Source organism: Candidatus Scalindua japonica (assembly GCF_002443295.1).
Taxonomy (GTDB): Bacteria; Planctomycetota; Brocadiia; order Brocadiales; family Scalinduaceae; genus Scalindua; species Scalindua japonica.
On record NZ_BAOS01000004.1, the window covers coordinates 345,324 to 361,205 of the forward strand.

Here is a 15,882-nt window from a genome sequence, read left to right on the forward strand (position 1 = left end):
AAAATTTAACCCTTGTTTACTAATTATAAAATCAATTATGCATCAAGAATTCTCTCTGATGTCTCATTTTCCCAATCCATAATATAATTGATACCTGAAACATCAGCCGCTTCTCTGGTCAATGAAAAAATGTCGTCTCTGGTGATTTCATTGAGATTAAATCTCCTTGATCCAGCCATCAACTGTTTTAGTCCCATCTTCATTTTTTCATAATAAGAGTACATTCCCAATGCGCCAGGAGTAACTTCACCAAACTCCTCTTTAACCTTTGATGAATAATAGAATATCTTATCAAGAGTATCGCCATGCTCTGATGCTGGTTTTGGAATCTTTCCTTCCTTAATTGCTATTCCATTGGTATTTCCTACCATGGTAGCACAGATTGTAGATCGTGACATACCGACAGCCTTTACGAATGGTGCAGCCAACGCGAATGATTTATAAATATGATCTTCGGCTGTAAGTCCTCCGGCCAGAATAATATCCGGAACATACTCACCCCTGTCAGCCAGTCTCTTACAATAGTTATATGTCATAGCGGCAATATAAACAGTCGGCACACCCCACTCATTCATCATTCTCCATGGGCTCATACCAGTACCGCCACCAGCACCATCAATTGTTAAAACGTCAAGTTTAAAAATTGAGCAGAATTTTATTGCTCTTGCCAGATCAGACGGTCTGTAAGCACCTGTTTTCAGGAATACGTATTTAGCTCCGGCATTTCTCAGGTGTTCTACCTGTTTACCAAAATCATCAATCGCTTTTGGTAGATATTCTGAAATTGCCTTTACTCTGGTATGTCTTTCAAAACCTTCAACAGCACCTGATTTAAAGGCTTCCTGTATTGTTGGATCTTCCGGATCAGGAATTACAATATAGCCTCTCTTTTTCAATAGTATCGCTTTTTCCAGGTTAAAAATCTTAACTTCACCACCAATGTTCTTAGCACCCTGCCCCCATTTTAGTTCAACAGCATCAGAACCCAGTGTATTCATACTGTACTCAAGAACCCCCAACCTCCAATCTTCAGGGTTGGCCTGAATGGCGATAAAGCCATAACCGTCTTTCTGGTTATCTTTAAAAGATTTAAATCTTCTTTCAAGTTCCTTACATTCTGTAACCTTTTTATCGCTGTTAAAGGTAGAAGTTTCATCCATCCCAACAACATTTTCACCGATTACGATCCCGGTACCACAAATGGCAGAACCGGCGCCAAGATCTGCAAAATGGTTCTTTGCAATCTGTGTAGAACCTAAACCAGTACATATTAATGGGAATTTTAACTTAAGGCCTTTATCTCTACCGAGACGGGTTTCAACGTTTACATTTGTAAACTGCTCATATTCTTTCTCATGATGACTTGCAACAGTTCCGGTAATGTTAAAATGTGAATAGTCGACAGGATAATCTTTTGTACCACTGGATGTACTCTTACCAAATGGAATCGGGTAAATCGTCTCCGGACCCCTCATGGATGACAAACCTATTTCACAGTATCCGGGACATCCATCAAGACAGACAACACACATTCCACTTTGCGGCAATACATCACTTCCGGTTCTCGTTCTTGTTCCGGTCGCTGCCGATTTATTCGGTATTTGCAAACTTCCCATATTATAAAAACCTCCCATTCATTTAAAAAGTTGTTATGATAATGTTATTTATATACAAGTCAATATTTATGAAAATTTATGTAGTAATTGCATCTTTTATACAATAATGTTTTTCCGAAGCTCAACTAAGGTATAATACTGATACGTAAAAAGAGGAATATAGCAGATTTTAAACTAAATTCAAGAAATAAGTTGATATAGCGATGCCCGGTTGAACTGGAAATAACATCTTGGCATCTTTATTACATAAAAAACCCCGTTAGAAACTCACATTAATTCAAAACTAATGCTTGAGTTTACTAACGGGGAAACACTACAAACTTCTTGGCAAATAAATCATAAAAACTATTTTTTTAATATATTAGAACTTACTGGCTCTTTCTAATCCATCCCATAAAACACATCTTGCATCAAGGAAATCCATTGCACCAAATCTCATTATTTCCTGGTGGTCCTCAGTCTGAGCAAACGGAAGTAATGAATCCTTGATACCTTCTGCATGCTCCACATCCAACTCTATGTGAGCAGAAAAGAAAAGAACTTCTTCCTCTGATAATCCAGCGCCCCTGCAACCCTCACGTACTGATGTATACATCTGAGGTACAATATATTCTGTCCCGGGTCCCAGAGCCCCAAAAGCTTCAATATAGTTGAGAAATCTGATATTCAGGTACTTATCTACAAAAAGCTTTGTTTCCGGTAAAGGTTTGATTGCAGCAAGTGCTTCCGGTGATGTATCAATACCAACAGATCTCAAGAATCTCCTGAAAATTGCGGGGTGTGTCAATTCCGGGTCCATTTCCTGACCATCTTCCTCTCTGGCACCATACTCTTCACCCAGGTTTTTTATTAATGGAGCTCTCGCACCTTCGTCCGGAGTTATAGCCACCAAAGCTGCCAGGTATCTGGAAAAATGCCGTGAAAAGCAATAGTACTGCTCGGCAAACAACTTTACATGATCCTTATTTAACTCCTTGTTTTCAAACTTTTTCAAATATGAATGATTCAATGCTTCATGCTTCAGACAATCTTCCTGCAACTTGTCTACAAAATCACTTGCTGATACTGCCATAGCTTACCCCTCCAAAAAGAGTTTAAAAAATATTTATTACTCTGAACAGAAAGCAAAGCCTATACCATTACGAATATGTTCATTAACAAATAAACAGACACAGCAATAACCTCTATATTTTAAACATGTTACAACATGTCATAAAAAACCAAGATAACTTTATCTAGTTACTTCACCAGATACTGATGCGCATTATTTTCGTAAACCATGCTTTATACAGAATTAATTTGCGTAATTATTACGTACGTTAAAAAGAATAGACCCAGGCAAACTGATACCAGCAACAGTCAAGAAAATGAATCAATTTAGAGAGGTCGTTTAACTCTGGAACCTGAATAGGCGTGCATAAAACTGAATGTGTTGCGGGGTAACAACAACGAAAGAGCACCTGATTACTGAAACGCACACTGATTGACAGAAAAATCAATTTCTATTGGAACTAAACACTTACAAGTTTATCCTTATCCAGGTAGACAAATTATATGGTTGTCAGATTTGATTACATTTATAAATCTCAGGAACTTAAATAAGCTGTTATTTTTTCAGCAATTGTCTGAAATATCCATTTGAATTTTCCCATATCCGTCTCTAACAACGTTACCCTGAATCCATACAGTTCACAGCTAAAACCTGTTAACGGCACAACACATATACCAGTAGCACCCAACAGGTAATATACAAATCTCTTATCAAGAGCAACTCCATCAACAATATTTTCAATATAATCTCTTATTTTGTCATTCCTGATCTCAAGCGTCTGTTTTTCATTTAAAACTCCATTTTTAAATGCAACCGTCATATAGAATGCGCCATTAGTTTGATTCACAATTATACCGTCTACCCCAATAAGAGTATCAAAGGCGAATTTAGACTTTGCCTCATACTGCTTATTTCTACCGGAATGATACTCTTTGTATCTTGAATCGGACAATAACGACGGTATAACCTTCTGAGGAAGTGTTGTTGAACAGACTTCCAGCATTTTTGCATTCAATATCGTTTCGATATATTCGTTGAACATTGGATCATTATCTCTATTATACACCTCTATCCAACCACATCTTGCCCCCGGCCATGGAAGCTCCTTTGAAATCCCACGCATCGATATTCCACATACACCATTAATAACATCACTTAACGGAGTAGACATCTTCCCATTGTACGTTATTTCCAGGTAGATCTCATCGCACAAGATAAATAAATCAAATTCTTCTGCAATCTTCACAATTTCCAACATTATATCCCTGGAATACACAGTACCAGCCGGATTATTAGGGTTTATGATTAATATCCCTGAGATTGTTCTATCATTTATTATTTTATTACGCAGATCATTAATATTGGGTAACCAGTTATTTTCCGGGTCTAGTCTATACATTAAATGATCTTCACTGGCGTGGGCGGCCTCAGTTGACGAATGGGTAGAATAAGCGGGTGAAGGGCCTATTACTCGTGCTTCTTTCCTCAAATAATTATATACCTTGGATATCGCATCACCGATTCCATTAAAGAAAATAACATCTTCTTCTGTTATCTGCACCTTATTACGCTTATTGCATATTTTTGCAAGAAATGCCCTGGTTTCGGTCAAACCTTTTGTTGGGCTATAAGCAAATGAAGAATCGTGGTCAATAGCTTCCTTTATGACACTCTTTATCCATAACGGAATTTTTTCTCCCTTAAGAACAGGATCTCCAATATTCTCCCAGCAGATATTAAGACCCATATCCTGCAACCTGTTCCCAACTGCTACAATTTCACGTATTTCATACTGAAGTTCGTGTGCTCCCGCATGAACAATGTTATTTCTCATAATAATTACAAAACTCTTTCTGCTTGATGTTTTTTGTTTCTCATAAAAACTATATCATGTAAGTATAAGTTGCTATTGAGAAAATGAAAATCATTCTAGGTTATGCATCTTATAAAATCAAGCAATTAAGACAAACAACATAATCTATTCTATTGTACTCTTTTCTATTTTCATTAGTGTGGCAATGAAAAACAATTGACATTTGTAAATATATTATATATGAATAGAGCCTGTTAGGATCATTAATTTAGGGAAAAAGCAGACTCTAAATAAACCCTGAAAAACACTTTTTTATGTTAAAAATCGACTACAGTCCAAGAAAATACATTCTAAAACTACTGTGTCTCGCCACACTGTTATTTAACGGCTGCCTGGCATTAAAATCAAACCCATCAAAATCCGTATATACTGAAATACAAAAAAGAAATACCGATAAAACTATAGCAACATATGACATACCTATTACCGATGCCAATAAATCCACTAACAAGGTACCATCTGTATTAGAAAAAAAATATTTATCTGATGAACATTCGATAGACACGGAAACGGAAGTCAGCATTGAACCACTAAGTATACAGGAAAAAGTTAATAAATTAGAGGCAAGGCTGAAGGCTGAAGAAGAAGAGAGACAAAAAACAAACATCCATGTACAAAGTCTTATTAAAAAAATATCTGACCTGCAGAAATCTAAAGATGACGCCGAAAAATATTTTGCCAATACAAGAAAAAAACTTGAAGCAGAAAATAAGATCATATTAAAAAGGATTAAAAAAATATCAACTAAATCTAAAGGAGCAACAGACAGAGAAACTCAGGGATCAGGTTATTTGTCAGATGGCTCTACAATCGGTCTGGGTATAATAGACGGAGGAGAAGAAATAATAGCATTAGAAAAAATCAAAAGACTGGAAAACAGGCTAAATGCGGAAAAAGACAAAACAAAAGCTCTTAACGAAGAACTGTCAACCTTGCAAGCCGCAAAAGAGAGCGCTGAGAGTAATTTTGCCAATACCAGAAAAGAGCTGGAAGAAAAAAATAATGAACTATTAGAGAAAATTAATGAATTAGATTCTAAATTGGAAGAACTGGAATCAAGAGCAATTGCCGCAGAACAAGAATTAGTCCCGATTAAGAAAGAACTTTTAAAGACACAGATATCAGAGACAAAAGCGCAGCAGCAGTTATATAAATTGAAAATTCAAAATCTGAAAGAAGACGAAGAGTAACAGGTTAAATATAACACGAAAAAGATGTCTCAACTATTACTTCACAACTGGATACAAACCTTAATACATTCTACTTTCAAATGAAATCATTCAATATAACATCAACGATACCAGTACTCATCTTTATCATATTATGTTTAACTGGCTGTGAATCAACAGACACAGTTGATGATCTGTTTTATTACAACAACACAAAAAATTTCGACAATATAAACTTTCACAAATCAGAAGAATACGTTAATACCAGATTAAAGAGAGTTTTATTACTCCCATTCACAATTAAAACCCATAGAGATAAAGTTGTTAATGAAGTGACAAACGCTTTTTATATTGAGTTACAAAAGAGCGCTAAGTTTGACATTCTAGTACCTCAGGGGTTTCAGGACATACTATCACAACAACAGGACATCTGGAACAGAGGGCTGATCAGAGCCGAGACAATTGTAGAAGCAAAAAAGAGATATAAGGTAGATGCAATTATTTTTGGTACTATTACCCAATACCATCCATATGAACCACCCATTTTAGGCATAAAAGTGGGAATGTTTTCTGCCAATTCAGGAAATATTATGTGGAGTTCTGATGCCATATTTGACAGCAGTGAGGCATCGGTGATAAAACTTATTAAAACATACCACAGAGAACACTACCAAAAACATCAATCGTTATACGACTGGAAAATCATACCATTATCAACGAAACGGTATGCGCAATTCGTCGCACATTACATGGTAGAATCCCTCAAAAGCAAAAAAACACTATGGGAAACTTTTTTCCATAGCACACGGTAAAAACTGATATCAAGCATGCTTTATGACCAGGTTTAAAGAAGAATAACATTATTTACAGAAAAATTATTCTCCCTTAACTATCAACCGTAAAAGAGCATAGCAATATTGAAAAGAAAAAATATTTAAATATTTTTTCTTTGGCACAATCCTAGCTTAATACACACACGTCTTACTATCATTTTAAAACTTTTCTCATATTATATTTTTAAACAAATGGCAGATAAATCTATAAGCCCACTATCTGGAATACTCTCTACTAAAGATTCACCGGCTTCCGGTATATTTAAGACAACCAACAACTCAATAAAGAATGATCGTGAAGAGAATGGTTTTCTGTCAAAGTTGGTAAATACAATACAAAGCACAGACACACTTTACAGGCAACCTGATACAGATATTCAGTCTGAATTAAATGACAAAACAAATACTGAAGATATCTATCAACTGCTACAGCTACTTTCAATGGGTACTCCAACTAATTTAGTAACTAATACTGAAACAAGACAGAGTATGCCAGGCAAAGAACTGACAAATATGATTATCAATAATAACGCTAATACCAAGGCCCCTTCCACACTATTAGAAAACACTATTCTTAGCAACCAGGAGTTAAAACCATTTGAGAGCCTAAACTCCAGCTTTTCAAAAAACACGCGAATAAATACCGCACATAACTTAGCGGGAGAATTGATTTTAGAGGAACCATCTCCATCGATATCAGGCAAATTAAATACAAACCAAACCTCTATTCCACAAAGCGTGGCAGGACAATTGAATCTGGAACAACCGGTAACATCTGTATCAGAAAATTCCGGCAGTACTAATATTGCACAAGAGTTGATGAATGATTCCATTACTGAACAACCAGCAACATCATTATCAGATAAATCAAATGTTACTCAAAACAGTACAAAAGCAGATGAACAAAGGGTATTAGATACTCTCAACAAACCAGATCTGCCCGAATCATCACCAGTCATCAGTGGCGATAAACCGGTTCTACAGATATCTAAATTACCAGCAATGCAAGCATTGAAAACTACCAAAGAATCCGGCATTAACCCTCTTAATAGGCATAGTGTAACATATAAGAATACTGCTGAACAGACTACGGTAGCTTCAAAAAAAAATATAAACCAGAACACAACGAACATCCAACCCAACCGGGAGCCAGTTTCTTTAATCGCAAATAGGGCATCAAACCCTATACCTGATGCATACAAAATTGCAAATAATAAAATCATAAACTCCAGTGCTTTGCCAGTTTCTGAAGAAAGAACTGATGGAAAAGCATCTGAGATATTAAAAGGACAACACCAGGATCAAGCCTCACTCACAAATATCGACAAAAAACCTCAAACCCAACAGGGCGTTGCGCAAACAAAAACAGAAAACAACGAAACTCCTATTATGTTTGATGTAAGCACAAATACAAGTGAAGCAAAAGCAGAAAAAACGCTTAGCAGTACATCACTTACAAATAATAGTATTAGTACCGTTTCAGTTGAAGCGACAACGTCACCAAATACATCATCAGATAATTCTACCCTTAACAATCAGGAAACCAATACTCACTTTGATTACGAAATGAATCCCGTTAACACGGGTAAAAGAACAGAGACTGATACAAATTTCAAAAGTACTCTTTCACAAATCAGCAACTCAGCAAAACCATTAGATTCGTTAGGAAATGATATAGCAGACAATATAATTCAAAATGCAAAATCCTTTACACAAGGAGGAAAATCTGAGCTAAAAATGCAGCTCAGCCCACCGGAACTTGGAACACTTAAACTGGAATTTACCGTAGAAGATGACATTTTAGAGACAAAGATAACTGTTGAAAGATCATCGGTTAAGGATGTTATTGAGAAAGATATTCCCAGGTTGAGGGAGCTTATATCTAATGCAGACATTGATGTCGGAAAACTTGATGTATATCTCCAGGATAAAGAAAATGACAAAATGGGCTTTATGAATAAAGATTTTCAATCAGACTCAAAAAGCAAGAACACTCAAAATCCTTCCAATGAGGAAGATGAATACCGGGAAAACACAGCAGAAGAAGAAACAACGGCAAACAATACAAAATCAACTCAAATTAACTATTTAGTATAGAAGGGAGACAATTATGAATGCTACAGCTATAGGAAGTGCCGCAGTCAACAAAGATGAATTTTTAAAACTATTTGTTGCTCAACTTAAGAACCAGAGTCCCATGGACCCATTAAAGGGACATGAGTTCATTGCGCAACTTGCGCAATTCAGCTCTGTTGAGCAACTTACAAATCTCAACACCTCTTTCGCAGAGCAACTTACAAATCTTAACACCTCTTTCGCAGAGCAACTTACAAATCTTAACACCTCTTTTGCAGATACCTTGAAGTTTCAACAATTAACAGGTGGTAGTGAATTTATAGGGAAGAAAGCTACATTTGTAAATCCTGATGGCGGAGGTACTACTGAAGGAGTAATACAAGGTGCAGTCACACTTGATGACTCAATATCAGTCGTAATACAGGACAAAGAAATACCCTTATCAAATATAACAGGAATATTTGAAAATAAATAAGTTTTATATTATTAATAGAAAGGAGTAAGCTATGGCTACATCATCACTAGTTGCAGGAATATCAGGTTTAAAAACATCTCAAACATCACTGAATGTAATCGGAGATAATCTGGCAAATTTGAACACATCAGGCTTTAAGACATCCCGTGTAAATTTTGCTAATGAGCTGTCGCAGACTATGAGGTCAGCTCTGGCACCTTCGGGTGGGCTGGGCGGAAGAAACCCGATACAGATAGGCACCGGTACGACAATTTCGAGTATTGACAAAGACTTCTCTCAGGGCAATATGTCACCTACAGGGCGTCCTCTTGACCTTGGGATACAGGGTGATGGGTTTTTCATGCTTACAAACGATTTCCAGGATTTCTACTCCAGAGTAGGTGCTTTCAGTATGGACAAGAACAACGATCTTGTTGATTCCGGTACCGGCCTGAGAGTAAAAGGCGTTTCCGGAAGCGCTATAAATATTCCTGTTAATGCAACGCTGTCCGGAAAAGCCACAACGAAAACTTCTTTATCCGGAAATTTGAATTCTGAATTTAATACTGGAGCAATTAATCACATTCTCAAAACCGACAGCCCGTTTCAATCTGGAGCTGTCGCCGCTACGGCCGCGACAGCCTTAAATGCACTCGACAACAATACAGCAAACTATATTGCAGGTGACAAGATTGATATAACTGGCACAGAGCATAAGGGTATCGATATTAGCAAAAGCTTTATTTACGGAAGCGGCGCGGGACAAGACGGCACAACACTGGGTGACCTTAGTACATTTATTAACTCAAATTTTGGAACAGCATCTACAACAATTGACGCATCCGGAGATTTGTTACTCACAGCAACACCATCAGGTCATTCAGAACTGACATTAAACATAGCCGACGCAACAGGAAATACAGGTGGTACAAGCTTTAGTAATTTTAATATTAATACTACTGGAACCGGAGATGGGTACGTTACCACAATTCCTATATTTGATACCCAGGGCTCTTCTCGTCTTGTTACGCTATCATTTGAGAAAACCGCCAGTAACACGTGGGACATGGTAGCAACCATGAAACCCAGCGAAGGATCAGTTACTGATGCTATTTCAGCAATAAACTTTAACAATGACGGCTCATACTCTTCAATTACAGGGACATCAACTATTACAATAACCTATCCGGACAATACAACACAGACAGTAAACCTTGAGTTAGGCACACCAAATACACTTGATGGTTTAACTCAATTTGGCAGTGCTTCATCGGCTGCTTCAATTGACCAGGACGGACATGAGGAAGGGTTTTTCTCTACCACAACCGTAAACCAGGACGGAAATGTGGTAGCTTTATTTACTAATGGTAAAACAAAAAATGTTGGACAGCTTCAATTAGCAACCTTCAGCAATCCTTCCGGTTTATCAACAGAAGGTAACAATCTTTTGTCTCCAACCCTGGCTTCCGGCGCAGCTGTTCTTAAAACAGCACAATCCGGAAGAGTTGGTAGTATACTCAGTGGCGTATTAGAATCTTCCAATGTTGATATAGCAGAAGAGTTCACAAAACTAATTGTATCCCAGAGATCTTTTCAGGCAAATTCACGAACAATAACAACAACTGATGAAATAATGCAAGAGTTGGTTAATATCGTAAGGTAATAATAAGCATGGATTATTGATCTTGGATTGCAGAATGATAATTTACAATGTATTCATTCTGCAATCTGAAATCAGAGTTACGAAATTGCATGAGGAATGTTTTTCTACAAATTGTGTAAATTATTATCCAGAAAGTTTATCCAATTCAAAATACTTACTGAAAACCAATTTTCTTACAAAAACCAGAACCAGCCTAACCATCATCCTGCCAATACGTTAAACCTTTTTGAAAAAAAAGAAAAATTAAATATAGTAATAATTATTTTTTGGCATAAAGATAGCGTAGATATAAACGTAATTTATGTTTATAAGAAATATTTTTTGAATCACTAGGTTAATTACTAAAGTATTTTCAACATATATAAATCTGATTGTTTATAAGGATAAAGGTGCCTACTATAACACTTTAATGTTTTTTCATAGAAAGGCTGAAAAATGATTGATGGAATTGAGCTGGCAGCTTCCGGTCTGGATGCTTATGCCCATGTACAGGAAGTTATAGCAAGAAATCTAGCTAACGCCAATACTGTCGGTTTTAAAAAAAATACCATCTCTTTTAAAACTATTCTGACACAAACTGATGATATCGAAACCAGCAACCTGCAGACAAATTATGGAATTGACTATTCTAAAGGTAACCTAAAGTACACTGGCAATACTTTAGATATTTCAATAGACGGAGACGGTTTTTTTACTTTAGAAACTGAAAATGGAATGAGATATACAAGGAACGGTCAATTTCGGCTTTCTAATACCAGTGAAATAGTAACCGACTCTGGTGCAAAATTGTTAGGACTAAATGGTCCCATACAATTGCCGAAAGACGGCGGAGAAATAGTAATAGACAACGCCGGTATAATCAAAGTAAATGATAAGCAGGTAGGAAAGTTAATGATTACAAACTTTAATGACCTGAGCAAGGTTTTGCCGACAGGAAACTCTACATTCATAGCGCCTTTAGACGCGATAGATGAGGAAGGAGAAAAAAAGTTCAAGGTTGCGCAGGGTTATTTGGAAGGTTCAAATGTTAGCGTAGTCACGGAAATGGTTGATATGATAACTAACATGAGGAGTTATGAAGCGAGCAATAGTGTAGTCAAAAATTTCAGTGATATGATGGAACGATTAATATCCAATCAATCTAATATCGTATAAAGAGACAATTTTTTGGTGAAGGAGACAATAAATTATGATGAAAGCATTGTACACAAGTGCAACAGGTATGAAAGCGCACCAGTTCCTTCTTGATGTAATTTCAAATAATCTAGCCAATGTGAATACTACGGGATACAAAAGAGTACAAGCAAATTTTCAAGACTTATTATATGACAAGTTTGTACCTGCAGGCACGGAATCAGCCCAGGGAATACAATCACCTACCGGTCTTCAGGTTGGTAGTGGTGTGAGAATTGTGGCGACAAATAAGGTCTTCTCTCAAGGTGTTCAAGAGAATACCGGCAGATCACTTGATTGGGCAATACAAGGTGACGGTTTTTTTCAGATTACACACCCGGATGGAACTATCGTTTACTCACGAGATGGTACATTTCAGCTAAATAGTACCGGGGAAATAGTTAACTCCGAAGGTCTTAAAATTGAACCGTCAACAACTGTTCCAAGCGACGCGGTAAGTATAAATATTGGATCTGACGGCACGCTTTCCGCCCAGAATGCAGATGGCAGTACTCAAGCTATAGGCAATATAACTCTTGCCACATTTCTCAACCCGTCTGGACTTGAAAGCCTGGGGAAAAACCTTTACAGAGAAACAACAGCATCCGGTACTCCGCAGACAGGTACACCTGGCCAGAATGGTGTTGGAGAGATCATACAGGGGTTTCGAGAAAGTTCAAATGTTGAGGTTGTAACTGAGTTGGTAAACCTCATTGTTGCGCAAAGGGCTTATGAAACAAGCGCAAAAGCCATCAAAGCCAGCGATGATATGCTGCAAGCTACAAACCGTATTGTTTAGCAATAAATGACACTTTATTATTATACTTTATCTTCAGGAGCACATTAATGAGATACAGAATAACCATATTTTCGCTATTTATTATGTTTGTATTCTTGCCTGGCACATTTGCGGGCATGATTGAAATACATCTGATGGAAAAAATTGTCTTGAAAGATAAAGTGATAACCGTCAGTGATATCTCTACCGTTACCGGCGATGATCCAGGCCTGGTAAAGAAAGTCATGGGTATTGAAATTGGAAACACTCCTGGAGCAAACTGCGAAAGAAGAATAGACTTAAACTTTATTAGAATGCGATTAATATCTTCAAATGTGAATATTGAGAATGTAACCTTTACTAATTCTCAATCAACATTGGTTTCTGTAGAATCTACAAAAATTAAGGGCCTTGAGATTGTACAGAAAGCAAAAGAATATCTATTAGAATTCTTACCAATGGATGACAGGGAAACTACAGTTGAAGTCGGAAGAGTCCCAACCGACCAGTGGGTACCAAGCAAAAGAGATAATATTGATTTTTTTATTACACTTGTAGACACGACCAAGGACAGAGGAAAAATTGAGTTAATTGTCAGCGCCTCTTCAGAGGGCAAGCGTTTTTTCAAAGTACCGGTATATTTTAACGTCAGAGTTTTTGAATTCGTAGCTGTTGCAAAAAAGAAAATCAGGCGAAATCAATCATTAACTAAAGAAAATGTAATTTTGACGCGACGTGAAACCACAAGAACACGAGGCATGTCGTTTAGCAGCATTGATGATTTGAAAGGCATGATTACCACAACATCAGTGCAACCACGCATTATACTTACTGAACATATGGTGGAAACACCACCAACATTGAAACAGGGAAGCATTGTAAAATTAATTGTTAAAAAGAGCGGTTTTAAGATTGTTACAAAAGGCTTAGCGCAACAAACAGGGTATAAAGGAGATGTTATTAAAGTCAGGAATATAAACTCAAAGAAAATAATTTATGGTCAAATTATAAACCACGACAGTGTTCAGGTAATTTTTTAATAAATTTTAATTACAAAAGAGATATTTATGACAAGACAATACACAAAACTCATTCTTAATATTATGATAACTACAGGTATGCTGGCAGTAGTGTGTGACAATATCCATGCTGATTCCCTATGGCAAAAGAGAGTTACTATAAATTATAATCTTTTTGATGATAATAGAGGTAAAAGAGTCGGTGATATTGTTACCGTAGTTGTCTCCGAATCAACAGCTATTGCTAATGATGAGAATGCAACTACAAACAATTCCAGCTCAAATGCCGGGTCAGTTGATTACAACAAATTCATGCGTGGAGTTTTAAGTGCGTTGAGAACAGGACGTAACGCAAAGTTCACAGATAGGGAAGCCAATACTTTCTCCAATTCATATAACAGTGATTTCAGTGGTAAAGGCTCTTATGACAGCACAAGGAGTGTAAATCTGAATATAACTGCAATGGTTGTGGAAGTGCTGGATAATGGTAATCTTGCTCTTGAAGGAAAAAGGGATATAGCAGTAAATAAAGAGACGTATACCCTGAAACTCACAGGTATCGCAAGGCCAATTGATATAAGTCCTGAGAATTTAATATCATCAAGCAAGATGTCTAACGTGATTTTCGACCTTTCCGGAAAAGGCTGGTTAACAAGAGCAGGATCTAAAGGCTGGTTCAATAGAGTGAAAGATGTGCTTTGGCCATTCTAGGTTTCTATGGATTTAGTATTAATACAGGTAACAAACTAATCTCTGTACAAGCCAGTCGACCAAAACCTTGGTACATCCATCTTTAATACAATAACGGTCCTGTGACTTCATTAAAAAATAACGTCTATAGGAAAATATCGACATGATGTGTAATATTTGACTACTAATCTTTCGGGCATATTAACAGATGACAATTAACAATCTCATAAACCTTTTAAAAACAGAGTATTAGTGTTATTAAGAAATAATTTGCTTTTGGTACAAGTATTGCTTTAATAAGGACAGATCCAGTACTACATTAATAATTTTAATCAGGCTAAAAGGACAAATTCATGCTTCGCTATATTTTTTACACTCTTATTTTAACTGCAACCTGTACCTTTTCAGCTATAACGTCTGCACATGGAAGCATAACCACTCGTATTAAAGACATCGCAAGCGTACAGGGTGTGCGGGACAACTATTTATTTGGCTATGGCCTCGTTATCGGTTTAATGGGATCAGGAGACAAAATTGATTTTACAAAGCAGCTGGCGAAGAATGTATTTGAAAAACTTGGTGTAATTTTAACCACTACCGATTTCAGTTCTAAAAATATTGCAGGTGTGCTGGTAACAGCTAATATTCGCCCTTTTGCGAAACCAGGTGATAGAATGGATGTACTCGTTTCATCAATAGGTGATGCCAAAAGCCTGGAAGGTGGAGTTCTTGTACACACTACCCTCCAGGGAATTGACAATGAAGTATATGCGGTTGCACAAGGGCCAATATCTCTCGGAGGTGGTTTTAATGTTGGAGGAAAGGCTGGAGACAAGAGAAAAAATATAGCAACAACCGGCAACGTACCGCAAGGCGCAATGGTTGAAAAAGAGATTCCTGTTCATCTGTTTCATGAAAATACAATCAAATTGAGCCTGAAAGATACTGATTTTACAACGGCTACACGTTTGATGAATGTTATCAACGTTATATACCCGAATTCAGCACAGGCAGTTAGTGCCGCGGAGGTTGAAATTAAACCTCCGCCGGAATTCAGAAATATGGAAAGAATAACCCAGTTTATATCTAAAATTGAAGAATTACCGATTACACCGGATACTTTAGCAAGAGTGGTCATTAACGAAAGGACCGGAACAATTGTCGCGGGAGAAAACGTTAAGATTTCTACGGTTGCAGTTGCGCATGGCAGCCTCACAATCACTATAAGCGAAAATACAGAAGCTTCTCAACCGGGTGCATTTGCCCCTAGCAGTGCGGAGACCAAAGAGCTTGATCGCACAACTATTGATGTTGAAGAGGAGGAGGCAAAACTACACATAATACCTGATGGAGTAAGTATTTCAGAAATAGCGCGCGCGCTGAATGTCCTTGGGGTGACACCAAGGGATCTCATGGCAATCTTCCAGGCCATTCATAAGGCTGGTGCTCTCCATGCAGAACTTATAATTATGTAACATTAATCTGAG

General features: G+C 37.1%; 13 protein-coding genes. 10 read left to right on the top strand and 3 right to left on the bottom strand.

Features of this window, described 5'->3' with window-relative positions:
• Positions 1-35: 35 nt before the first annotated feature.
• The 3 genes from SCALIN_RS03810 to SCALIN_RS03820 all read right to left on the bottom strand — a co-directional run bounded on the left by SCALIN_RS03810 (position 36) and on the right by SCALIN_RS03820 (position 4,501).
• Complete coding sequence (locus tag SCALIN_RS03810; protein WP_096892927.1) at positions 36-1,616, bottom strand: FMN-binding glutamate synthase family protein; 1,581 nt, start codon at positions 1,614-1,616, stop codon at positions 36-38.
• A 361-nt stretch (positions 1,617-1,977) separates the two neighbouring features.
• Positions 1,978-2,688: an iron-containing redox enzyme family protein gene (locus SCALIN_RS03815; RefSeq protein ID WP_096892928.1), complete on the bottom strand. Its 711-nt coding sequence runs from the start codon at positions 2,686-2,688 to the stop codon at positions 1,978-1,980.
• Positions 2,689-3,202: 514 nt separating this feature from the next.
• Positions 3,203-4,501, bottom strand: a complete 1,299-nt coding sequence (locus tag SCALIN_RS03820) for a pyridoxal phosphate-dependent aminotransferase (protein ID WP_096892929.1) — start codon at positions 4,499-4,501, stop codon at positions 3,203-3,205.
• 293 nt (positions 4,502-4,794) lie between these two features.
• On the opposite strand from SCALIN_RS03820, the gene SCALIN_RS03825 reads away from it, so the two are divergent.
• The 10 genes from SCALIN_RS03825 to SCALIN_RS03875 all read left to right on the top strand — a co-directional run bounded on the left by SCALIN_RS03825 (position 4,795) and on the right by SCALIN_RS03875 (position 15,870).
• Positions 4,795-5,730: a hypothetical protein gene (locus SCALIN_RS03825; protein WP_096892930.1), complete on the top strand. Its 936-nt coding sequence runs from the start codon at positions 4,795-4,797 to the stop codon at positions 5,728-5,730.
• 80 nt (positions 5,731-5,810) lie between these two features.
• Positions 5,811-6,521 (top strand): CsgG/HfaB family protein, encoded by a 711-nt coding sequence (locus SCALIN_RS03830; protein WP_096892931.1) that lies wholly within the window; start codon positions 5,811-5,813, stop codon positions 6,519-6,521.
• Between the two features lie 213 nt (positions 6,522-6,734).
• On the top strand, positions 6,735-8,639 hold the full coding sequence (locus SCALIN_RS03835) for a flagellar hook-length control protein FliK (protein ID WP_096892932.1): 1,905 nt from the start codon (positions 6,735-6,737) through the stop codon (positions 8,637-8,639).
• A 13-nt stretch (positions 8,640-8,652) separates the two neighbouring features.
• Positions 8,653-9,093 carry a flagellar hook assembly protein FlgD gene (locus tag SCALIN_RS03840; protein WP_096892933.1) on the top strand — a complete coding sequence of 147 codons (441 nt, stop codon included), beginning with the start codon at positions 8,653-8,655 and terminating at the stop codon, positions 9,091-9,093.
• 31 nt (positions 9,094-9,124) lie between these two features.
• Positions 9,125-10,735, top strand: a complete 1,611-nt coding sequence (locus tag SCALIN_RS03845) for a flagellar hook protein FlgE (protein WP_096892934.1) — start codon at positions 9,125-9,127, stop codon at positions 10,733-10,735.
• A 435-nt stretch (positions 10,736-11,170) separates the two neighbouring features.
• Positions 11,171-11,890: a flagellar basal-body rod protein FlgF gene (gene flgF / locus SCALIN_RS03855; protein ID WP_096892936.1), complete on the top strand. Its 720-nt coding sequence runs from the start codon at positions 11,171-11,173 to the stop codon at positions 11,888-11,890.
• Positions 11,891-11,924: 34 nt separating this feature from the next.
• On the top strand, positions 11,925-12,707 hold the full coding sequence (gene flgG / locus SCALIN_RS03860; RefSeq protein ID WP_096892937.1) for a flagellar basal-body rod protein FlgG: 783 nt from the start codon (positions 11,925-11,927) through the stop codon (positions 12,705-12,707).
• A 47-nt stretch (positions 12,708-12,754) separates the two neighbouring features.
• Positions 12,755-13,726 carry a flagellar basal body P-ring formation chaperone FlgA gene (gene flgA, locus SCALIN_RS03865; RefSeq protein ID WP_096892938.1) on the top strand — a complete coding sequence of 324 codons (972 nt, stop codon included), beginning with the start codon at positions 12,755-12,757 and terminating at the stop codon, positions 13,724-13,726.
• 27 nt (positions 13,727-13,753) lie between these two features.
• Complete coding sequence (locus SCALIN_RS03870) at positions 13,754-14,416, top strand: flagellar basal body L-ring protein FlgH (RefSeq protein WP_096892939.1); 663 nt, start codon at positions 13,754-13,756, stop codon at positions 14,414-14,416.
• A 332-nt stretch (positions 14,417-14,748) separates the two neighbouring features.
• Positions 14,749-15,870, top strand: coding sequence for a flagellar basal body P-ring protein FlgI (locus tag SCALIN_RS03875; protein WP_096892940.1), 1,122 nt, complete (start codon positions 14,749-14,751; stop codon positions 15,868-15,870).
• Positions 15,871-15,882: the final 12 nt, after the last annotated feature.